The organism is Clostridium rectalis, assembly GCF_900626095.1.
Classification (GTDB): domain Bacteria; phylum Bacillota; class Clostridia; order Clostridiales; family Clostridiaceae; genus Clostridium_AS; species Clostridium_AS rectalis.
This window is the reverse complement of record NZ_UYZZ01000004.1, coordinates 16,922-39,463: the sequence shown is the minus strand read 5'-3', so window position 1 is coordinate 39,463 and position 22,542 is coordinate 16,922. Positions and strand designations below refer to the sequence as shown.

The following is a 22,542-nucleotide window of genomic DNA, read 5'->3' as shown; positions in this document are numbered from 1 at the left end:
AATCATTCCTCATTTTTAACAATTTTGTCCTCAATACCCTCCGCGGACTTTAGTGCCTTTATAGCCACTTCCAATTCTTGTAAATCAGGCTCTCTAGTAGTAAGCTTTTGAAGCATCAACCCTGGATATGAAATTATTTTAGATATTTTACTATTACTTTTTCCAATCCACTTTATTAACTCATAAGTAACCCCCGATACTACTGGTAAAAGCAAAATTCTATACATAAGCCTTTGAAAAAGCGAATCCCAACCTGTTAATGAATATAATATTATACTAACTATCATTACAAGGAATAAAAAATTAGTCCCACATCTAGGATGAAATCTAGAGTATTTTTGAGCCTTTTCTGGTATTAACTCCTCCTGATTTTCGTAACAAAATATGGTTTTATGCTCTGCACCGTGGTATTGAAACACTCTATTTATATCCTCCATCTTAGCAATTAAATATATGTATGTTAAAAATAAAATTACTCTTATTAAACCCTCTATTATGTTTAACACTATAGAGTTTTCTATTCCAATTTTTACAAAAAAGTTAGCAGTTATAGTAGGAATTGCTACAAATAAAAATATAGAAAAAAGAAAGGAAACTATTAAAGTAATTATTGTTATTACAGTATCCAATTTGTCTTTAAAGGTATTCTTTAACCATATGTCAAACTTAGATTCCTTTTCCTCTTCTTCTTCAAAGAAAGATGCAGAATAATTTAATGTCTTTATTCCTATTACCAAAGACTCAACTAAAGCTATAAATCCTCGTACTATAGGTATACCCAAAAAAATATTTCTTTTAGAGTAAGGAGTAAATCTCTCCAATTCTACAACTATTTCACCTGATGTCTTTCTTACAGCAGTAGCTATTCCTTTACTTCCCCTCATCATTACTCCTTCTATTACTGCTTGCCCTCCAACTGAACAGTTCTTTTTCATTATCTCACCCCATTATTTTTAGGAACTGTATGGCATTTTCTACATCTAGCCTCGTAAGACTCCTGTGCTCCAACAAGAACTACAGGTTCGTAGTAATTAGCAGGTTTTCCATCTATAAGCCTTTGAGTTCTAGTAGCTGGATTCCCACATACCATACATATAGCCTGGAATTTATCAACAAACTCAGCAATGGCCATAATATTAGGCATGTACCCAAAAGGTTCCCCCTTAAAATCTGTGTCAAGTCCTGCACATATAACTCTTTTCTCATTATCAGCTAAATAATTTATAACTTTAATAATATTTTCATCAAAAAATTGTGCCTCATCTATAGCTACTACCTGTACATCATTTTCTATAAACCTTAATATTTCCTCTGCATTTTCAACTACTATAGCTTCTTCCTTTTCTCCTTGATGTGATACCACATCCATTTTACTAAATCTATTGTCAATCTTAGGTTTAAAAACTTGTATTTTTTGTTTTGCAATTTTAGTTCTTCTAACTCTACGAATAAGTTCCTCAGACTTTCCACTATACATTGGTCCAACAATAGCTTCAATCCAACCATGATTTTTAGGTCCGTACATAATTAAAATTCCTCCTCAATTATTATAAACAAATATATTTTATCAAACATATAGGGTATATAAAAGCCATATATTTAAATTTTGTTGACTATTTATGAAAAGCTGTGTTATAATTTAGTAGTTAAAAATTCGGATAACATATCCACAACTTAAGAGAGGTGAAAAACATGAGAAACGGCATACATCCAGAATACCACCATGATGCGGTAGTTAAGTGTGCATGTGGAAATACTTTTACAACAGGTTCTACAAATAAAGAACTAAAAGTAGAAATATGCTCAAAATGCCATCCATTCTTCACTGGTAAGCAGAATATAGTAGACGCTGGTGGAAGAGTTGAAAGATTTATGAAAAAATTCAACTTAACTAACGAAGAATAATTTAAGTTCTTAACTTTAATGATATTCAAACATAAACCCGAATACAATATATATTCGGGTTTATGTTGAGTATTATTTTTTTATATTTCTTATAATATCATAATTATTATCCACACAATTCACAAAACCATTAACTATACAATCGATATCAGTAAAGTCATTAAACTCAGTAAAAGCCAGTTCTAACTTCCCTATAATCTCTTCATTTAATCTAGGATTAGCCGCAATAGCATCTTTGGGTATATCCTCTGTTTTACTTATTATAACTAAGTCATCTATATTTACTCCCTTTTTCTTGGCACTACTAATAGATTCACTATAGGTAGCACCCGCATCTATTTCCCCATTTAAAACTGATTTTATTACGTTATCATGACTTCCCATAAATGATACTTTACCAAAATCTTTATCTGGATTTATCCCATTACTCTTTAATAAATTTCTAGCATATAAATAACCTGATGCACTTTCCACATCCACATATCCAAAATGCCTATTTTTTAAATCCTCTATAGTACTTATACCATTATTCCTTCTACATATTATATATCCATTATAAAATGTTTTACCATTTACTTTTGGAGTTACCATAGGTATAACTCCATATTTTTTATGGGACTCTACATATGCAAAAGGAGAAAACCATCCAATATCTATACTGTTATTTTCAATACCCTTACCTAAAGAGTCATAGTCTTTAACTATAATTACCTTTGCTTTATATTTAACCTTTTCACATACTCTTTCCAATATAGGTACATAGGAATTCTTTATATTCTGTGGAGATGTAAATGGATTTATTCCAAATATAACCTCATTTTCTTTTTTTAATTTTGATGCAATTTGTTGTACATAGTCTGCTGTATCACTTAATTTATCACAAAATGTTACAATTTCCTTATTTTTATTTTCCTGCATCTGAAGCATTTCTTTAGATTCCATGGTAACCATATGAGTCTTTTCTACTGCAGCGGTTATATCATCTATAGCTATCTCTATGCTATTAGAAGTATTCATTTGATCTGTAGCAACAGTTTTTAATCCTTTTATTGCAAATGTTATTTCTTTAACAATGTCTCCTATTTCCTTTACAAGATTAGATGACTCATCTACAATAACATTAGCACTTTCTATTCTATTTACACATGTATTCATATAAGAATTAGATTCTTTAAAATCCTTTAAAATCTCTTTTACTATACTTTCAATTTCCAATACAACCTCATCGGTTTTTTCAGATAGCTTTCTTATTTCTTGAGCAACTACGGAAAAACCTTTACCAGCTTCTCCAGCTCTAGCTGCTTCTATCGATGCATTTAATGCCAATAAATTTGTCTGAGTAGATATCTGTTTTATATAATTTACAAAGCTATTTATTTTTTTAGAAGATTGTTCAAATTTTATATTTCCATCATATAAGTTTTGTATACTCTTATTTAATTCTATAAGATACCTTCCTATACTTTCAATAGTATCCTTGTTATTATCAAGTAAATTAAAAGACTTTTCTGAATTTTTTTCAATCTCTGATACATCTTCATTAAGTTTTTCAGATATATGGACAAACTCATTAACTGCAGCACTTATTTCTTGGACACTAGCATTATTTTGTTGACTAAAGTTTTGAATTTCACCAGATACGTTTATTACCCTAAACAGCATATCCATACTATCCTTATTTAGCCATAATAATTGTTGAATATCAAAACCAATAGTTTCCCAGGCCTTAAATAATTCCTCATAGTACTTGTCCTTTTCTTTAGTAACAGTAGATTCTAAATCCTCCTTAGTTGCATAGTCATTTTTTTTATTGTATATAAATACAACTATGCATACCAAAGGAACATTTATTATAGTTAATAGAAAAAATTTTATGAAATTACAGCCCCCAAGCAAACAAAATAAAATATTTCCTATGATAACTACAATGGAAAGATATAGAGAAATTTTTTTACTATACACACATACCATCCCCCACCATACAATTGATTATTATTATTTCTCTAAATGGAAAATATACTATGCATCTATTCTACCAAAATTTGGTGAGTATAACAATTCAAAATGCTTCTATAAATACAAAATTTCAAAAAAAAATGAGCAAATTAAAAACTTGCTCATTTATTCCCTTTTTCTCTTCCTAAATCTAATTTACTTATTAACTCAACAAATTCTCTGTTGTTTCTAGTCTTAAATAACATATTAATAAGTTGTTCTGTAATATTTTGTGTATTATTTTCATCATATAATACTTTTCTTATGTTGAAAGCTGCTTCATATTCCTTTTCCTCAAGAAGCAAATCTTCTTTTCTAGTTCCTGACTTATATATATCTATTGCAGGGAATATTCTTCTTTCTTGAAGTTTTCTATCTAAATGAACCTCCATATTTCCAGTTCCCTTAAACTCTTCAAATATCATATCATCCATTCTACTGCCTGTTTCAACAAGTGCTGTAGCAAGTATGGTTAAGCTTCCACCCTCTTCTATATTTCTAGCTGCCCCAAAGAATTTTTTAGGCATTATTAAAGCACCTGGATCAAGACCACCAGATAAGGTTCTTCCTGTAGGATTAATAGTTAAATTATAAGCTCTAGACAACCTAGTTATACTGTCTAATAATATAACTACATCTTGGCCTTGTTCTACCATTCTTTTAGCTCTTTCAAGCACCATGTATGCTACTTTAGTATGGTGTTCTGGTTCCTCATCAAAAGTTGAGTATATAACCTCACCATTTATAGATCTTTGCATATCTGTTACTTCTTCCGGTCTTTCATCTATAAGCAACACTATAAGTTTAATTTCTGGATGATTATTTGAAATACTCTGGGCGATTTTTTTCAGAAGTGTAGTCTTTCCTGCTTTAGGAGGAGCAACTATAATTCCTCTTTGTCCTTTTCCAATAGGACATATAATATCCATAAGTCTTGTTGATAAATCCGTTTTAATAGTTTCTAATTTAATTCTCTGTTCAGGGTAAATTGGTATCAATCTTTCGAAAGGTTTTCTTCCCACTGCTCTTTCAGGATTTTCTCCATTAACTTTTTGTACATATAAAAGTGCCTTAAACTTTTCCCCTTCTTTTGGAGTTCTAACCTTTCCTGAAACCTCATCACCTGTTTTTAAGTTAAATCTCCTTATTTGAGATGGTGATACATATATATCATCTGGCCCTGTTAAATAATTTTTTCCTCTTAGAAATCCATAATTATTGTTTTCAATTATTTCTAGTACACCCTTTGCTGTATCTGACTCATTTATCATTTCCTTAAGTTTTTCTCTTTTGTTTTCATTAGCACATCTTTCAGTATCAGCTGTATCTTGCTTCTCTGAACTATGATTTTCTATAACTCTTTTGCTTAAAACATTTTCTGCCTGTACTTTTACGGTATTCACTTGCTCCATATTATTTTTTTCTTTCGGACTTATCTTTTCTCTTAAAATAATGCCATCTTTTTCAATGTATACAGGTGATACCTTCTTAATTTCTTCTATCAATTCAGCTTTTTTGAATTTTGATAGTCCTTTAATTCCTAAACCTTTTGCAATTTCTTTAAGCTCATTGACAGTCATATTATGTAATTCTTTGCCAACCAAAAAATACACCTCCAATACCTATACGTATTAAATTTTAATGTTGAATTTATAATAACCTTTAGGGAATCATCTAAATAAGAGGAAACTTGAAAGGATATACTGCGTATTACATTATAACCTATTTTAATATTTTTATCCAGATTTATTTATATATAATAAAATTTTAGAAATACAATAGAAGGAAACAAATTCAGAAGGTAAAATAAAATTCTACCTCCACCCATTATAACATTGCATATATAGTATTGTTAATATTATTATACTCCGCAATTTTTTTATTTATCCTATCATGACTACCTATATAAAATAGTGGTAATCCTAATTCTTCACATCCACCTACTATAAGATTATTTTTAAATATATCTTTCAATTTATATTTATAGTTATGATATCCTTCACACAAAGGACAATATACTCTAAACTCTATATATTTGTCAACTACTTTTATATTTTTAAATGAGGTGCTTATTTTATTTTTTATTTCAAATAAAGATACGTCTTTTAAATCATACTCTCCCCTTATATTTTTTAGAGCTAAACTTATATTAGTACATATAATCACCTTATCCCCACCTCCATAATAAATTTAAAACTATGTTTTCTAACATAAATTATTCTATATATATTTATGAATTCCTTCATAAATAATGTAAATTTATTTAAAAAATATAGGTTTTATTGTTATATGTTGCAAATTATTCAAATGTAAAATAAAGCGATATATGCCATTTACTATCGGTATATATCGCTATTTATATGTTTTTATTTATTTAAGGAAGCTTTTATAAATTCTTTAAATAACGGATGTGGTCTATTAGGTCTAGATTTTAGCTCAGGATGAAATTGAGCAGCTACAAACCATGGATGATTACTCAATTCTACAATTTCAACTAATCTATTATCAGGGCTAGTCCCTGATATTATCAATCCTGAATTTAAAAAATCTTTTCTAAATTCATTATTATACTCATATCTGTGCCTATGTCTTTCATAAACGATTTCTTCACCATAAGCTTCAAATGCTTTTGTACCCTTTTCGATCTTACATGGGTATAATCCAAGTCTCATAGTGCCACCTTTTTCATCAACATCCTTTTGCTCTGGCATAAGATCTATTACCGGATAGTTAGTATTTGGATTAAATTCCGAACTATGGGCACCAATATACCCTAATACGTTCCTAGCAAACTCTATTACTAAACACTGCATACCTAAGCATATTCCAAATAGAGGAATATTATTTTGTCTTGCCCAAGCAATAGCTTCTATTTTTCCTTCCACTCCTCTATCTCCAAATCCCCCCGGTACCAACACTCCATCTACTCCACATAAAATACTATCTACGTTTTCTTTATTGATATTAGCTGCATTTATCCATTTTATATTAACCTTTGTATCATTAACATAACCACCATGATTTAAAGCCTCAACTACAGAAATATATGCATCATGTAATTCTATATATTTACCTACTAAAGCTATATTAACCTGGTATGATAAATTTCTTATATTATCAACCATACTTTTCCACTCACTATTATTGATATTACTACATCCTAGATTAAGTCTTTCACAAACTATATTATCTAATCCCTCATTATGAAGCATTAAAGGTACCTCATATAAATTTTCTGCATCTAAATTTTGTATAACACAACCCCTCTGAACATTACAAAACAATGCAATTTTATTTTTTAATTCCTCAGATAATGATTTTTCTGAACGACAAACTATAATATCTGGTTGTATTCCTATACCTCTTAGTTCCTTTACCGAATGTTGAGTAGGTTTTGTTTTAAGTTCTCCTGATTTACCTAAATATGGAACTAAAGTTACATGTATAAAACAAACATTTTCATTACCTACATCATACTTTATTTGTCTTATTGCTTCTAAAAAAGGAAGGGACTCTATATCTCCAACAGTACCACCTATTTCAGTTATAACAACATCTACATTTTTCTCCTTAGATACCCTGTAAACTCTTTCCTTTATTTCATTAGTTATATGAGGTATTACCTGAACAGTTCCTCCTAAATAGTCGCCTTTTCTTTCCTTACTTATTACTGACCAATAAATTTTGCCTGTAGTTACATTATTATTTTTAGTTAAGCTCTCATCTATAAATCTTTCATAATGGCCTAAATCCAAATCAGTTTCTGCACCATCATCTGTTACAAACACCTCTCCATGTTGATAAGGGCTCATAGTACCAGGATCTATATTAATGTATGGATCAAACTTTTGAATAGATACATTTACCCCTCTATTTTTCAATAGTCTACCAAGTGATGCTGCTGTTATTCCTTTTCCTAAAGAGGATACAACTCCTCCTGTAACAAATACATATTTAGTATTCATATAATTTCGCCCTATAATACTTTAACTTATAGCTATTATTTACTACGAGTAATAACTACTCTTAATCTTTCTTTATATAAATGTTTGATATCATTTATTCAAAAAGATTATATAGAGCTATAGTTCACCCCCTATATTTTTTATTTTTATATAAAATGTATTGACAACTATCCAATTTAACTCTATAATAGATATTACCCTAATCTATAAAATGGGATAGTTATGTTTAAATACATAAACAATATAATAACATAAGTTATTATACATTTCTACTGTTTTTTTATTTTATTACTGTATTTTTTGAATTAAGTTCTCCGCTTCAAAATACATTTCTCTAATTCTTTTATTATAAAGCAACTTCTTTTCAGCTGCTTTCAACCTTCTATCTATCTTTTTCTTGCTATCTATACTAAAATCTTTATTTAATTCGTCAATATCTATACAATTATATTTTTTTAGTAATAAAAATAATAAGTGTTTACAATCTTCATCTTCTAATATTTTTATAGAATCCCTTTCATTTAAACCTTTATACTCACATAATAATTTAACTATTATTTTATAATTAAATTCCCTATTAAAATATGTCATAAATATATTTAGAACTCTTTTTCTTAGTTCTCTCTCCTTTCATAGTTATGTATTTAAAATTATTTCCATATATTTTCTTTTTAATCATAAAAAACGCAACAGTCTTTAACTATTGCGCCTTTATATTTATTTTTAGTGTTGTATTTTGTGGTTTTTGTCCTGATATATTCATATCATAATTAATAAAAATATCTCCACCCTGTTCATTAACATCAATATTTATCTTTTTAGTATGAATATTTAATTCTAAGGTACCATAAGGCGTATTATATAATACTATATTATCCATATCATTCTCAAACTCCATTTTTGTACTAGTACTGCCCATTCTTATGAGTGACATCTTACCTTCCTTAGAATTTATCTTAAAAGTAGTAGTAGTCCCTTCCATACCTGATATTTCAGTTTCATCATAAACTACATAAAATTGCCCCTCTTTTTTATAAAATTTCCCTGGTGTAACCACTTCTATATTATCATCTTTTTTTGATTGCACACCACTAACACTAACAAGAGCATTTTTTTTCATTTATCCTCACCTCCAAGGCTCATAAAGAGCTCTTTTAATACTATATAATATACTTACTAATTTCTTCTTCGGAAGCAGGTTTTATAGCTAAACGCATATTTAATTCTCCTAAAAAATTTCCATACTTAATTTTAAGTAGCTTTTCATCTTTTCCTTTACTATACCTTCCTGTCACCATAGCCGCAAAAGCTATATCATCTTCATCAGGGTTACCTATTAATATTACCATTGAACCGTTAAAATCTTCTGCAAAAAATATTAAATCTTTTTCACTTAAGAAAGGTCTTATTTGTTGGGATTCATCAAAAGTTCTAGTAGATATAATTTTAGCTCCCTGGGAAACCCTAAAGTGTCTTCCATATTTTAATAATTCTAATTCTCTGGCTTCTACATTTTGAGAATGATTTAAAAGGTCCTTTAATCTAATTGAGTAATTAGGCTCTGTCAGTTTACACCCTCCAGCAGGAGAAGGATAGTCCTTTATATCCCACTTTTTAGCCAATTCCATCTGAACCTTCCTACTTCTTCCAGATATATCTAAAAGTTTTTCTCTATCAATAAGTCCATTTAACTCCATTTCTGTTTGTGGTAAATTTTTAGCACATAATGGTCTTAAAATTTTATCACTATATCCAGATTCATTCTTTACTATATCTAAAGAGGTTTTTGTTTGTGACATAGGTCTTTGGTTCAAAACCTCACCTGTAACTATAAAATCTGCATTTAATTCATCAAGCAGTTTTCCCGTATAATTAAGCATCATAGCATGACAATCAATACATGGATTCATATTTTTACCATATCCGTGTTTAGGATTTTTTAGCATTTCAAAATGCTTCTCTGAAAAATCTACCACATGTAAAGGTATATCTATTTGTCTTGTCATTCTCAATGCATTACTTTCATCAAAAAAATACGATTTAAAACATATTGCTATTACGTCTATTCCCTGATCTTTTACTAACTTAGCAGCCAATATACTATCTAATCCACCAGATACCATCGCCAATGCTTTTGTCATTTAAACACATCCTTTTTTAAATAGTTTACTATCTATTTTCCCTATTAATAGCTAATTCTATAAGCTCGTCTATTAATTCCTTGTAACATTTCCCAGATGATTCCCACAATTTAGGATACATACTTATTTTAGTAAAGCCAGGGATAGTATTAATTTCATTTAAATAAACTTCATTTGTATCTTTATCTATTAAAAAATCTACCCTTGATAGCCCCTCACAATCTAACATTTTATATATATTTACTGCCAAATTCTTAATATACTCTTGTTCTTCCTTGGTTAAATTTGCTGGTATCAATAATTTTGATGCTTCATTTTCATATTTAGCTTCATAATCGTAAAATTCTTTTGCCGGAACAATTTCTCCAGGTACTGCAGCTAAAGGACTTTCGTTACCCAATACAGCAACTTCAACTTCTCTAGCATTTATAGATTTCTCAACTAATATTTTTCTATCATATTTTAAGGCTTTTTCCAACCCCATCTCTAGTTCCTCTCTATTATGAGCTTTTGTTATTCCAACAGATGAACCACTATTAGATGGTTTTATAAATAAGTCATAATTTAATTTATTTTCTATTACATCCAATAATTTTTCTTTATTTTTTTTATATTTATCCCTATGAACAACTACGTAATCTGCTTGTTTAACTCCAAAATTCTCTAAAACATATTTTGTATAAACTTTATCCATACAAAGTGCTGAAGATAATACACCTGGACCTACAAATGGTATCTCTAATAATTTACATAGCCCCTGGATTGTACCATCTTCTCCATACAAACCATGTAATACAGGAAATACCGCCTCTACTTCTTTATTAAATAATATATTTTGTCCATTATTTATTTTATTGTTGTCATCACTTTCCCAGCTACCCTTTTCTATATTGTCTATTTCTCCCTTATATTCAAACCATTTTCCATCTTTAGTAATACCAATAGCACGAACTTCGAACTTATCTCTATTTATATTTCTTAACACTGATGATGCAGAAACCCTTGAAACTTCATGTTCTGTAGATTGTCCACCAAAAAGTATTGCTATTTTTTTCTTCATATTTTATCTCTCCTCTTAAAATCATATAAATTTAATTGTTGTGAAAACACAACAATTAAATTTATAAATCATATACTACTAATTATAATATCATACTAAAGTTATATCTTAATAAAAGTTTAAATTTTTTACAAGCTATTTTATAATTTTACTATAAAATTTATTTTTTTTACATAGTTAACTGTCCATTTGGAGTATTAATTATTTGTAATATTCTTTGTTCATACCCAGTTTCCGCATTTATATAAACAATAAAATTGTCGTTATTATACCTTCCTGAGAATTCATAACACAATACTTCTTTATTGGTCTCATCTGGGACAACTGCAAGCCTTATACTATTTATATTGAGTTTTTTTCCTACTCTCTTTTTAGCCTCATCTGCAGTTATTTTAGGGGAAGGTATCTTTCTATCTTTACTATGAGCTACCAAATATTTCTCAGATTCTATTCCCATTATAGATCCATCATCTAAAGCTACCTTTAATTTAATTTGGTCTGGATACACTAAAATATTATTTTGTTTATACACATAACTAATTACTGCTATATTATTATAATTTAAAGAATACATAGGCACCATGTCACTATAACCTATTCCTTTTAAGTAATTACTACCGTATTTTATAGCCTTTTCCATAGATATTTTTGCCTTTTCTATATTTTTATTATCTAATAAATATACTACTTTACCACCATTTTTACTTACCTCACATACAATATTATTATCTTTCTCATTTCTTCCCTTTATTGATACATGGAAAGAATATGTAGGTATTTTAGTATTACTTTCTGATTTATTTAAGGTAATATTATTAATTTTATTTTCTCCTACAACTTTTTTTACTACTTTTTCTGCTTCCCCTTGTGATACCTTTTTTTCAGATAATACTTTTGGTTTTATTTCTAGCACATTATCTGAAAAAGGTCCATCGTATATAAGCGCTGGATATTGGGATACCTGTTTTTGTATTGTCTTAAATTTTTCATTTACTAAATTCTCTCCACTTTGTGCAAAAACACCACTAGCTTTTTTTCTTATTTCACCCCATTTTATTTTACCTTGACTTATATCATTAGACACATTATTTAAATTAGCTTCTAGTTCAAATGATCTATTCTTTAGATCCTCTATGTTTTGGTAGTCTTTTTCCTGTAAATCTTTACCTTCGGAAGCAGCTTGACCTAAGGTATAGCAAAAATCTCCTACCTGAGATAAAAATTTACTTGTATTTTCTATAGTTTGCTGTGATATAGGCAGTGAATGAAGCTTATCATTTGCCATAGATGAATGTCTAAATATTTCTTCAAAAACTACTATTCCTTGCTCCTTGGATCCTACAATAGAAGCCTTGCCAAGATTAACTCTTATATTTTGAACTGAATCCATTAATCCATACATATTCTTACTATATTCTGCTTGTAGATAATTTCTATAATCTGTTCTCTCAAGGGTCATAAGTATAGCGAAAGTGGCTGAAAATACAACTATTAAAGTTACAATTGCAGTATAAATCATTCTTTTTCTAGTAAATTTCATATCCATTCCTCCCATATATTTCTTTAATTAGTATCTGTATTTATTTAGCTGCTTATTCATAAATACTAAAATATTTATAATCATAAAATTTATTTTATTATGATATAATGTCTTTAACGATTAAATATGGGTATAATATTATTAATAGTTATACTAAAAATTTAAAGACTTATATTTTTAAAAGAAATAGTGTAAAATAAATACTAAATAAGTTTTCCTACTTAACCTACTACTATCCTCAATATGAAAGGGGAAACAATAATTCATGAAAGCATTAATATTTTCTGTTTCTGCCGGTGGGGGCCATGGCCGTGCAGCTGAAGCTGTAAAAGATTATATAGATATATATAGCCCTGGATCTTGCGTAAAAATTATAGATACTTTAAAATATATAAACCCAATAATAGATAAAGTTATAATAGGAAGTTATTTAAAAACTATCAAAATAACTCCATCCTTATTTGGGAAGTTATATGATTATTCTGAGACCGATTATGGATTAGCAACTATCAGCTCTAAATTTAATGAAATTATGACTTATAGATTATTGCCCTTAATAAATGAATTTGATCCAGATATATTAATAGCTACCCACCCTTTTCCGACAGAAATGCTATCTATCTTGAAAATTAAGCATAAAATAGAAATACCTACAGTATCAATACTTACAGACTATGCTCCTCATAGTTTTTGGCTTCATCCTTGTATTGACGCCTATGTTGTTTCTAATGCAGACATGATACCAGAAATGGTGTCAAAAGGAATCCCTAAAAATACTATTTACGATATAGGTATACCTGTATGTCCGGAATTTCTAAAACAATATGATAGAAATAAAACACTTACAGAAATAAATTTTTCTACTACTAAACCAACCGTACTTATAATGGGTGGTAGCCTTGGAATGGGTAAGATTGAAACTATTTATGAAGAACTACTATTTTCTGACGATGATTTTCAAATACTAGTTATAACGGGTAACAACAAGAAACTTTATTATGAACTTATGAAATATCAAAACTCATATTATACCTGTAAGAAAACTTACATAATAGGTTTTACAGATAATGTTAATAAATATATGCAAGCTAGCGATCTCCTCCTAACTAAACCAGGTGGATTAACTATAACAGAAGCACTTATATGCAAAATCCCTATAGGTATATTTTCACCTATTCCAGGGCAAGAAGAAAAAAATGCAGAATTTTTATTGAAACATAATCTAGCTATAAATTTAAGTAAAAAAGAAACTGCCAATGCCCAGGTTGTAGATTTGCTATTTAATACTGATAGAATGAGAGAAATAAAACTAAGCTGTGATAAATTTTCAAAGCCTTACGTTGGCAGAGATCTCTTTAACCTAATAACTAGATTAATAAATAAAAACAACTATACTCCTGATTATAAAGATGATGATTATAAAAAAAAAGATTCTAATAATAAAGGCTTTTTCAAATCTATCCAAAAACAGTTTCTAAAAACAGCAGAAAAACTATTTTCTATGTAGCAAAAGGGATTAGATGATATCTAACCCCTTTTATTTAATTAATTTAGTGCTTTTTTTATAACCTCAGCAATCTTAAATTTTATTTTTATATTCCCATTAGAAGTATTATCTATAGTTTCATATTCTTTATCATTTAATACTTGCTTCATTTCTTTTTCAGTTTCCTTATATGATACTTCTCCTTTAGTAATATCCACAAAACATAATGGAGGGAACATTACACACCACCAGTTTTGCCCTTCACCTTTTCCTATTATAATTCTATATGCTTCATATTTCCCCTGAGGCAAAGTTATATTTCCATAAGTTTTAACTGGAAAATTCTCCTGAGATAACTTTGTTTCCACACTATAATCATAACCATTCTGCTTTATTATCTTTTCTGCTATATTCTTTATTTCCTTATTATTTTCTAATATAACCCGTCTTGATTCATTTATATTATTACATTGTTTAAGTTTAGGTGACATATAGCTTAACACTTCATCTCTAACTTTTAGTTTTAAATTTTGATCCATTACTAAATCACTATTAGCTATCACATGAAATCTTATAAGTTTAGATGATATATCCTCCCTATAAATGCTTGTCTTAAATTTTATAATAGACCCAATACCACATATTAAAATTAAAGTAATAATTACTATTTTTTTTCTCATTTTAATATCCCCCCGATATTTTCATTTACAATAGTAATTATTACCATTTTGTTTTTTATTATTCACTTATTTTATTTTTTATATATTTATTTTACAGTGCCTATTCTTCTTATATGAGTATCTACATTAACACTTATAATAATATTTTTGTAAATTTCATCCCAATTATTTTTAACTTGTTTCCAAACAGTAGGGTGATATTTTTGTGTATACTCTCTTATTCCAATTAAATCTACAGCATATTTAGTTTGTATTGTTTTTATAACCTGTTCCATTTCCTCTTTTAATGATTTATTTAAATCTTTTTCTATTTCATCTAAAACAGCTTTAGAAAACACATTTTTATCAAAATAATAACCTTTTATTTGCCCCTCAATACTCAAATCTATTAAAAAAGATAATTTCCCATTGCTATTATTTAATTTGATTTTTCTCTCTATTCCTTCTATTTGAAAATCAACAGGGTGACCGTCTTTATACGTTACCTTTTTGCCTCCCTTTAAATCTCCTCTTAATATTTGTATATCTATAGTTTCTGTAGAAGACAGTACATCCTTAAAAGTAAAATCCTTTATAACTCCGGTTCCTGATAATTTTAATTCATTTTTATCCTTTTCCATTACAAGCCATGGCAATATGGCATTACCATTTTCATCCAAGTTGATCAAAAAATCATTTAAAGTTACAGGTATCACTCCACTAGCTTTATTTTCAATTAATCCAGCTATATAGCTTTGAATATTTTTTTCCATATTAGGCTTATAGTTAATGAAATCTTCTATATCTCCATCTGCCATTACAACTAACATATTTCTATTTAAAGAGGCTTCTCTTTGAAAATAGTCCATTACTTCTTTTATAACCTGGGTGTATGCAAAAAGATCACTACTTATAATTAATAATTTTGTATGTCCAAAACTTATAGCTCTACTGCTTTTAGCTGTAGCTTTTGCTATAGAGTCTTCCATGGAATAAGCCTCTGTATTTATAGATTTTTCTTCTGCCACCCCTCCCTTTTCAGGTCCTAACTGACTTATATCTGGAAATGAATATGTCACATTGATTCTCTTTAAATTATTATCAGTAAATGGTTCATCTGGCTTTAGTTTTTTTACTTCCTCCTCTTTATCTATATCTTCCCCCACATCAACACCTATGGTAGAAATAAAGCTTTTCCTATCTATTTCCACTCTGTCCCAACATCCTGTGGTTAAAAAACAACAACATATAATAATTACTATCTTTTTTATTCTCATAATAATTGTCCTGATATACTTCTATACAGGATTTTTTCTCCCTCCCTTCCTTACTTTTGTAATAATTAATAAGATAATAGGGAGAATAACAAAATTTATTACTCCTAACATTGGAACATACTTACTAGATATCTGAGCAACCTGAACCACATTTTGAGGATATAATGCAATTAGATATATAAAAGGAACTATTATAGGCACAGATAGTTTTACATCATTAAATTTACACATCTTTTTTAACATATCCGCTGCAAAATAAAATAAATTAGTAAATGTAGTATAGTAAAATATCACCCATATAGCCATTATTATGCCTTCCCATCTTTCTACAAAAGTTCCTGGTATATCAATAGTCCTTATTAAAGTTATTACTGGCCAAAGCAAAATTTTGGTCTGTTCTTTTCCAAACATGCCTATAACTAATATAAAAGTTATCACATAAAATAACCCAATAAATATTAAGCTCTTCAATATAACTTTGTTTATCTTTTTCTTTTCTTTTACAAAAGGTAATATTAAAAACAATATAGGGAATCCACTATATCTATACATACTCATAGTAATACCATGAATATAATTCATAGGTTTATTATTTAATAATGGCAATATATTTGAAAAATCTGAGTCATATATGGAAAACAAAAGTACTAAAAATACAGGAATGAACATTAGCCAAAAAGCAACTTCATTAAATTTTATTAAAGTATCTATCTCTCCCCTTACAAGATACACTCCTGTAAGTATAGTAAATATAAATATAAACTCTGTAGGTGTCCTTTGAAGAAGATATACCTTTATCTCCTCTGTAAAAACTCTAAGTCCAACAGAAATAACAATTATACTATAGATAATAAAACTTAACCCTATTAATTTTCCAATAAACCTTCCTGTATTTTTTTCTATCAAATCATAAAAGTGAATATATTTATTATTTTTCATAGTTTGATAAATTAAACTCATAAAAATAAAGGCTAAAATAGTTGCTAATATAATAACAATCCATCCATCACCATTTACTACCTCAGTAAGTTCTCGTGGATAGGAAAATACATTCACTCCTACTGTAGTTACAATTATGGTAGCAAATAATGCATACGAAGATATAAAATTTTTATCATCCATAAAATTTTCCTCCCATCTGTCAATAACTACTTCTGCCTAATTTTATCTTTTGTATCCATATACTTAGGTCTACTTTTTAAATTTTTAAGTGGCACTCTTATATATACATCCTTAAAGTCATTAGCATCAGCATTTACAAGTGGTGCCAAATAAGGTTTACCAAAACTTTTTAATCTCATTAAATGTACTAATGTAACTATTAAACCAATCATAATCCCATATATTCCTACTATTGCTGATATAATGATTAGTAAAAATCTTATTATTCTAAAAGCTGAAGTTACACCATAACTAGGAGTAGTAAAACTTGTTATAGTAGTTAAAGCTACTATTATTATCATAATTGGACTTACAATACCAGCACTTACTGCTGCCTGACCAATTATCAATCCACCAACTATACCAATTGTAGCTCCTATTGGTTTAGGAAGTCTTACTATACATTCCATAAGTAGAGCTAAGCTTACTTCCATTATTATAGCTTCTATAAATGCAGGGAAAGGCACTCCCTCCCTAGAGGCCGCTATAAAATATGCAAATTTAGTAGGTATTATATTGCTATGAAATGAAGTTATCGCCACATATAATGCTGGAAGAACTAATGAAATAATTATAGAAATAAATCTTATAAGTCTTAATACCGATCCATATATCCATCTTTGATAATAGTCATCTGGTGATTGAAATAAATTAGGTAGTGTGGTAGGAACAACTATTGCAAAAGGAGAATTATCTACTAAAATGGCTACTCTCCCCTCATATAATGCTGCAGCTACCACATCTGGTCTTTCTGTACTCTGTGTTTGTGGAAATGGAGAATACTTGTTATCTTCTATTAATTGCTCTACATAGCCACTATCCAAAATACAATCAATATTTATTTTCTTTAATCTACTTTCAACTTCTTCTACTATAGAGCTTTCCGCAATATCCTCTATATACATAATAGCTACATCAGTTTTAGATCTTACACCTATAGAATTTGATATTATTTTAAGTCTTGTATCTCTTATTCTTCTTCTAACTAAAGCAGTATTAAATCTTATAGTTTCTGTAAATCCATCCCTTGATCCCCTCATCACAGTTTCTGAGGATGGTTCTGAAACCCCTCTTACAGGCCAAAGACGAGTAGCTATAATATATCCAGTACTCAATCCATCTATAATCATTAATGTATCCCCAGATAGCACCGCATTTATGCCTTCACTAAGCTTCTCTATTTCCGTAACATCTGAAACTGTTAATATTCTATCTTTTATTTCTTTAGCATTAGTAATCTTTTTTTTACTTAGCATTAAGCTTTGAAGCACATAATCATCTAATAAAATCTTATCCCCCATACCATCTATATATATAATTAACGCTTTAATTTCTCCTATATAAAATTCCCTAAAGATTACATCTGAACAATCCTGTAAAAGTTCCTTCAAATATTTATAATTGTTATCTAAATCTTTATATATAACATCACTTATACGTTCCTTCATTTTCTCACTTCCTATCTATAGAATTTCACGCAAATATCCTTACTAAAGAATAGATTATAACTGAAATAAAAATACTTAAAATTCCAATAACTCTTGATTGCTTATAAGATTTATACATTCCTGCATTTTTAAAATTCCTAGTATCTATAATTAAGCTAACTAATCCTTGAATAATCATAAGTATTAAAAAATAATTATCAAATAAAGCTATTATATTCATATGTATCACCCTACTTTTCTTACTTCTAATATATTTTTAACATATACATATTAATTATTCATAAAATAAAAGCATGTGTTTATATAAACACATGCTTTTATTTTAATATTCTATACTTTTATATGGTTCTAGTAATGAAGACTTCATCATATTTAGTCTTCATATAATCATAACATTTTTGTGCAGATAACATATCCTCAAAAATACCAAATACAGTAGGTCCACTGCCACTCATTAAAGAACATAATCCTTTAAAATTTAAAATTTCCTTTTTTATCTGAGAAACAACAGGATGCTTATCTAATACAACACTTTCTAATATATTTCCCAAATTACTATATAATAATTTAAAATCTTCATTTCTTATAGATTTCAATACTATGTCTGTATTTGGATGATTCTTTAACTTACTTTTATCAATTTCTTCATAAACCTCTCTACTTGACACTCCAAAATTTGGTTTAACTAGTACTAATATATTACCCTTTAGATGTTTTATTGGTGTAACTTTTTCACCTATCCCTTCACACAAAGCAGTTTTCCCAAAAATACAATAAGGAACATCTGCTCCTATTTTTACACCTATTTGGGCCAATTTTTTATCTGTTAAATCAGGTTTAAAAATATTTCTCATAGCCTTAAGTACTGTTGCTGCATCCGTACTGCCTCCAGCTAAACCTGCTTCTACAGGAATATTTTTTTCTATATATATATTTACTCCAGAATTTATATCATAGGTTTTTATGAAAAGTTCAGCTGCCTTATAGGCTATATTAGTATTGTCTAAAGGTATTTTATCTGTATTACTTTCTAGCTTTATACCACTGGAAGATTTTTTACTAACTCTTACAATATCATAAAGATCTATAGTTTGCATAATCATTTTTAATATATGATAGCCATCTTCCCTTTTCCCAATTACATCTAGAGCTAAGTTTATTTTTGCATAAGCTTTAAACTCCATAACATTCCTCCTAATATAACAACGAATATAAAATAGTGTCTTATAAAATAGTATAATATATAAAAAAAATTAAAGCTATAAAAAATATAGCTTTAATTTGAAATATTTCTACGCTAATGCCTCTTTAGTTCTAGTATACCTATTAATTTCTTCTTTTACAATCTTTAATAAAGGTTCATATTTTTCGAAGAATATAATAATTAAATCCCCTTTTTTTGAGTTATTTATAGCTACCTTTAACGCTTCTTTTTCATCTAAAATCACTTTTATATTATCTTCAGTAAATCCACTTTCTAGTACCCCATCTTTTAGTATATTAGCAACCTCTCCTTCTTCTCTACCTCTTTTATCTAAATCCTCTTTTATATAAATATAATCGAAACTCTCCCCTGATATTTTACCTATTTGTTCCATACTACTATTTTGTCTATCTCCAGGAACTCCAACAATTCCAACAAGTCTCTTATGTTTCAATTTTTTTACTCCATCCAAAACCGCCTTATATCCCTCTACATTGTGTCCATAGTCTAGAATAATAGTAGCTCCATTAACATTATACATATTAAACCTACCAGGATTATGTTCTTCATCTAAATAAAAATTTTTCATGCCCTTTCTAATAGTTGAATATTTAATATTTAAAGCTACTAATGCAGCACAGGCTGCCATAGCATTTTCAATATTATATTCTAACTTTCCACTCAATGTTATTTTTATATCCTTTATTTTTATAATAGGATATGCTCCCTCACTATTTTCTACATATATATAACCTTCATAAGTATATACAGAAATACCACCTTTTTTTATATTTTCTCTTAAAACTTCTTTATTCTTTTCTTTAGAAAACAAAATAAGTTTAGATTTAACTCTGTCTATAATTTGCATACTTGCTTCATCATCTGCATTAAGTACTGCATATCCATCATTTTTTACAGACTCTATTACTAATGATTTAACAAAAGCTAATTCTTCAATATGATCTATCCCATCTACACCTAAATGATCTGATGTTATGTTTGTAATTATGCCTACGTCTGCCAAATCATAAGCTAAACCTTTTCTTATCATCCCCCCTCTTGCTGTTTCTAAAACCGCCGCTTCTACTTCTCTATTTCTAAGTATGGTCATTGCACTATCATATCCTGTGGTATCTCCATACTCTATACACTCGTCATCTATATAAATTCCTCCTGTAGTTGTCATGCCAGTCTTATATCCAGCTACAGACAAAGTATAAGAAATTAATCTAGTAGTTGTAGTTTTTCCATTAGTTCCAGTAACAGATACTATAGGAATTTGTTTTAAATTATTTTTAAACATCATATCAAATATAGCTTTACCAACATTCCTATTTTTACCACTATATGGAAATTCATGCATTCTTATTCCTGGTGCAGCATTTACCTCAATTATTCCACCATCTATAATTTTACTTATATCACTACAGCATATATCTATGCCACATATATCTAGTCCTAAGGCTTTAGCAGTTCTCTCACAAATCTTAATGTTCTCCTCACATATTAAGTCTGTGCAATCAATTGCTATACCCCCTGTGGATAAATTAGCATTTTCCCTTAATAGTATTTTTTCTCCTTTTTTAGGAACTGAATTAATAGAATAGGAATTTTTATATATATAACTTATCAATCCATCATCTATTTTTATTTTAGTTAACGGCTTTTCATGTCCCTCACCTCTACGTGAGTCACTATTCAACTTAATAATAAGCTGCAATATATTGCTAAATCCATCCCCTATTACATAAGGTGGAATTCTCTCTGACACTGCCACAACCTTATAATCTACAACACATACTCTATAATCTCTTCCTACCATATATTTTTCTAATAATATTTTATTATATTTTTTGACTATAAGCTCATAAGCATGTTCTATTTCTTCTCTATTTCTTAAATTAATAAATACACATTTTCCTTGATTGCCATTCATAGGCTTCAAAACCACAGGATATCCAATTTCTTCAGCGGTAGAAATAGCATGAGAAAGACTTAAAACTTCCCCTCCTTCTGCTACAGGAATACATTGATTGTATAATATGTCTTTAGTTAATAATTTATCGCATGCCAAATCTATACCAATTCCACTGGTATTTTCACCTATGGTGGCTTCTATCATCCTTGAAGTACTTCCGTATCCTAATTGTACTATACTTCCATCTCCCACCCTAATAACAGGTATTCCTCTAGTTTCGCTTTCTTTTATAATAGACAAAGTACTTGGTCCAAACTCTTCTTTAATTAATTGCTCTTTTATTTTTTCCATAGCTTGATTCATATTAAATTTTTCATTATTTATAAGAGAATTAATTATATTTACTGCTGTTTTACCAACTTCTATCCCTACATTTTTATACTTACATTCATATATAATATAATAATTTTCTCCAGATAATTCTCTTGCTTTACCATATGATACATCAATCTTAATCATATTTTGTAAAGCTATTATTATATGCTCACAGATATGAGCAAGATATGTTCCCTCTTTTAATCTTTTCACAAAACCATGTTCTTCATCTATACCACATCTATGCTTCATCAATTCTGGTACTAAATTTATAAGATTATCATTAAAATTATTTATACTATTGCTTGGTCTTTCACTAAATCCTTCCAAATTTACATCCATTCTCATACATGGCTTATGGCTATATATATTTCTTCCATGAAAATACCTAAAGTCTAAAATTTTCAT

20 protein-coding genes are annotated in these 22,542 nt (G+C 28.6%); 2 read left to right on the top strand and 18 right to left on the bottom strand.

From position 1 onward, the window contains the following. Positions 1–2: 2 nt before the first annotated feature. Both EJL03_RS07415 and EJL03_RS07410 read right to left on the bottom strand, forming a co-directional pair. Positions 3–935, bottom strand: coding sequence for a DUF1385 domain-containing protein (locus EJL03_RS07415; protein ID WP_125153339.1), 933 nt, complete (start codon positions 933–935; stop codon positions 3–5). After that, entirely contained in the window at positions 935–1,525 is a 591-nt protein-coding gene (locus tag EJL03_RS07410) for a thymidine kinase (protein WP_125153338.1), read from the bottom strand. The genes EJL03_RS07415 and EJL03_RS07410 overlap by 1 nt, the downstream gene beginning before the upstream one ends. Before the next feature lie 167 nt (positions 1,526–1,692). On the opposite strand from EJL03_RS07410, the gene rpmE reads away from it, so the two are divergent. Then, entirely contained in the window at positions 1,693–1,905 is a 213-nt protein-coding gene (gene rpmE / locus EJL03_RS07405) for a 50S ribosomal protein L31 (protein ID WP_125153337.1), read from the top strand. Positions 1,906–1,977: 72 nt separating this feature from the next. Here the strand turns inward: rpmE and phnD are convergent, their stop codons facing one another. The 9 genes from phnD to ypeB form a co-directional block, all read right to left on the bottom strand. Next, the gene (gene phnD, locus EJL03_RS07400; protein ID WP_243108674.1) at positions 1,978–3,867 is read right to left on the bottom strand and encodes a phosphate/phosphite/phosphonate ABC transporter substrate-binding protein; all 1,890 of its coding nucleotides are present in this window, start codon (positions 3,865–3,867) and stop codon (positions 1,978–1,980) included. Between the two features lie 155 nt (positions 3,868–4,022). Beyond that, the gene (gene rho / locus EJL03_RS07395; RefSeq protein WP_423243340.1) at positions 4,023–5,480 is read right to left on the bottom strand and encodes a transcription termination factor Rho; all 1,458 of its coding nucleotides are present in this window, start codon (positions 5,478–5,480) and stop codon (positions 4,023–4,025) included. Positions 5,481–5,727: 247 nt separating this feature from the next. Beyond that, positions 5,728–6,066: a hypothetical protein gene (locus EJL03_RS07390; RefSeq protein WP_125153334.1), complete on the bottom strand. Its 339-nt coding sequence runs from the start codon at positions 6,064–6,066 to the stop codon at positions 5,728–5,730. 200 nt (positions 6,067–6,266) lie between these two features. Then, positions 6,267–7,865 (bottom strand): CTP synthase, encoded by a 1,599-nt coding sequence (locus EJL03_RS07385; RefSeq protein ID WP_125153333.1) that lies wholly within the window; start codon positions 7,863–7,865, stop codon positions 6,267–6,269. A 288-nt stretch (positions 7,866–8,153) separates the two neighbouring features. Next, the gene (locus EJL03_RS07380; protein WP_125153332.1) at positions 8,154–8,456 is read right to left on the bottom strand and encodes a ribose-5-phosphate isomerase; all 303 of its coding nucleotides are present in this window, start codon (positions 8,454–8,456) and stop codon (positions 8,154–8,156) included. A gap of 109 nt (positions 8,457–8,565) precedes the next feature. Then, positions 8,566–8,985: a YwiB family protein gene (locus EJL03_RS07375; protein WP_125153331.1), complete on the bottom strand. Its 420-nt coding sequence runs from the start codon at positions 8,983–8,985 to the stop codon at positions 8,566–8,568. Between the two features lie 40 nt (positions 8,986–9,025). After that, on the bottom strand, positions 9,026–10,006 hold the full coding sequence (locus tag EJL03_RS07370; RefSeq protein WP_125153330.1) for a tRNA 4-thiouridine(8) synthase ThiI: 981 nt from the start codon (positions 10,004–10,006) through the stop codon (positions 9,026–9,028). Between the two features lie 28 nt (positions 10,007–10,034). Continuing rightward, the gene (locus EJL03_RS07365; protein ID WP_125153329.1) at positions 10,035–11,066 is read right to left on the bottom strand and encodes a D-alanine--D-alanine ligase family protein; all 1,032 of its coding nucleotides are present in this window, start codon (positions 11,064–11,066) and stop codon (positions 10,035–10,037) included. A gap of 169 nt (positions 11,067–11,235) precedes the next feature. Further along, positions 11,236–12,606 (bottom strand): germination protein YpeB, encoded by a 1,371-nt coding sequence (gene ypeB / locus EJL03_RS07360; RefSeq protein ID WP_125153328.1) that lies wholly within the window; start codon positions 12,604–12,606, stop codon positions 11,236–11,238. Between the two features lie 265 nt (positions 12,607–12,871). Here ypeB and EJL03_RS07355 point away from each other — a divergent pair, with 265 nt between their 5' ends. Then, entirely contained in the window at positions 12,872–14,113 is a 1,242-nt protein-coding gene (locus EJL03_RS07355; RefSeq protein ID WP_125153327.1) for an MGDG synthase family glycosyltransferase, read from the top strand. 38 nt (positions 14,114–14,151) lie between these two features. Here the strand turns inward: EJL03_RS07355 and spoIIR are convergent, their stop codons facing one another. From spoIIR to cphA, 7 genes are all read right to left on the bottom strand, one after another. Beyond that, positions 14,152–14,772, bottom strand: a complete 621-nt coding sequence (gene spoIIR / locus EJL03_RS07350) for a stage II sporulation protein R (protein ID WP_125153326.1) — start codon at positions 14,770–14,772, stop codon at positions 14,152–14,154. A gap of 86 nt (positions 14,773–14,858) precedes the next feature. Then, positions 14,859–16,028, bottom strand: coding sequence for a Ger(x)C family spore germination protein (locus EJL03_RS16040; protein WP_164509032.1), 1,170 nt, complete (start codon positions 16,026–16,028; stop codon positions 14,859–14,861). A 21-nt stretch (positions 16,029–16,049) separates the two neighbouring features. Then, on the bottom strand, positions 16,050–17,150 hold the full coding sequence (locus tag EJL03_RS16035; RefSeq protein WP_164509031.1) for a GerAB/ArcD/ProY family transporter: 1,101 nt from the start codon (positions 17,148–17,150) through the stop codon (positions 16,050–16,052). Positions 17,151–17,176: 26 nt separating this feature from the next. Next, on the bottom strand, positions 17,177–18,637 hold the full coding sequence (locus tag EJL03_RS07340) for a spore germination protein (RefSeq protein WP_125153325.1): 1,461 nt from the start codon (positions 18,635–18,637) through the stop codon (positions 17,177–17,179). Between the two features lie 25 nt (positions 18,638–18,662). Further along, positions 18,663–18,857, bottom strand: coding sequence for a CLC_0170 family protein (locus EJL03_RS07335; RefSeq protein ID WP_125153324.1), 195 nt, complete (start codon positions 18,855–18,857; stop codon positions 18,663–18,665). A gap of 118 nt (positions 18,858–18,975) precedes the next feature. Continuing rightward, entirely contained in the window at positions 18,976–19,821 is an 846-nt protein-coding gene (ispE, locus tag EJL03_RS07330) for a 4-(cytidine 5'-diphospho)-2-C-methyl-D-erythritol kinase (RefSeq protein WP_125153323.1), read from the bottom strand. Positions 19,822–19,929: 108 nt separating this feature from the next. Then, complete coding sequence (cphA, locus tag EJL03_RS07325; RefSeq protein ID WP_125153322.1) at positions 19,930–22,542, bottom strand: cyanophycin synthetase; 2,613 nt, start codon at positions 22,540–22,542, stop codon at positions 19,930–19,932.

Bases quoted from the DNA above. Each gene is read 5' to 3' on its own strand.
- EJL03_RS07415 (WP_125153339.1), bottom strand. From the start codon at position 935: ATGAAAAAGAACTGTTCAGTTGGAGGGCAAGCAGTAATAGAAGGAGTA.
- EJL03_RS07410 (WP_125153338.1), bottom strand. From the start codon at position 1,525: ATGTACGGACCTAAAAATCATGGTTGGATTGAAGCTATTGTTGGACCA.
- rpmE (WP_125153337.1), top strand. From the start codon at position 1,693: ATGAGAAACGGCATACATCCAGAATACCACCATGATGCGGTAGTTAAG.
- rho (WP_423243340.1), bottom strand. From the start codon at position 5,480: ATGACTGTCAATGAGCTTAAAGAAATTGCAAAAGGTTTAGGAATTAAA.
- EJL03_RS07385 (WP_125153333.1), bottom strand. From the start codon at position 7,865: ATGAATACTAAATATGTATTTGTTACAGGAGGAGTTGTATCCTCTTTA.
- EJL03_RS07380 (WP_125153332.1), bottom strand. From the start codon at position 8,456: ATGACATATTTTAATAGGGAATTTAATTATAAAATAATAGTTAAATTA.
- EJL03_RS07375 (WP_125153331.1), bottom strand. From the start codon at position 8,985: ATGAAAAAAAATGCTCTTGTTAGTGTTAGTGGTGTGCAATCAAAAAAA.
- EJL03_RS07370 (WP_125153330.1), bottom strand. From the start codon at position 10,006: ATGACAAAAGCATTGGCGATGGTATCTGGTGGATTAGATAGTATATTG.
- EJL03_RS07365 (WP_125153329.1), bottom strand. From the start codon at position 11,066: ATGAAGAAAAAAATAGCAATACTTTTTGGTGGACAATCTACAGAACAT.
- ypeB (WP_125153328.1), bottom strand. From the start codon at position 12,606: ATGAAATTTACTAGAAAAAGAATGATTTATACTGCAATTGTAACTTTA.
- EJL03_RS07355 (WP_125153327.1), top strand. From the start codon at position 12,872: ATGAAAGCATTAATATTTTCTGTTTCTGCCGGTGGGGGCCATGGCCGT.
- spoIIR (WP_125153326.1), bottom strand. From the start codon at position 14,772: ATGAGAAAAAAAATAGTAATTATTACTTTAATTTTAATATGTGGTATT.
- EJL03_RS16040 (WP_164509032.1), bottom strand. From the start codon at position 16,028: ATGAGAATAAAAAAGATAGTAATTATTATATGTTGTTGTTTTTTAACC.
- EJL03_RS16035 (WP_164509031.1), bottom strand. From the start codon at position 17,150: ATGGATGATAAAAATTTTATATCTTCGTATGCATTATTTGCTACCATA.
- EJL03_RS07340 (WP_125153325.1), bottom strand. From the start codon at position 18,637: ATGAAGGAACGTATAAGTGATGTTATATATAAAGATTTAGATAACAAT.
- EJL03_RS07335 (WP_125153324.1), bottom strand. From the start codon at position 18,857: ATGAATATAATAGCTTTATTTGATAATTATTTTTTAATACTTATGATT.
- ispE (WP_125153323.1), bottom strand. From the start codon at position 19,821: ATGGAGTTTAAAGCTTATGCAAAAATAAACTTAGCTCTAGATGTAATT.
- cphA (WP_125153322.1), bottom strand. From the start codon at position 22,542: ATGAAAATTTTAGACTTTAGGTATTTTCATGGAAGAAATATATATAGC.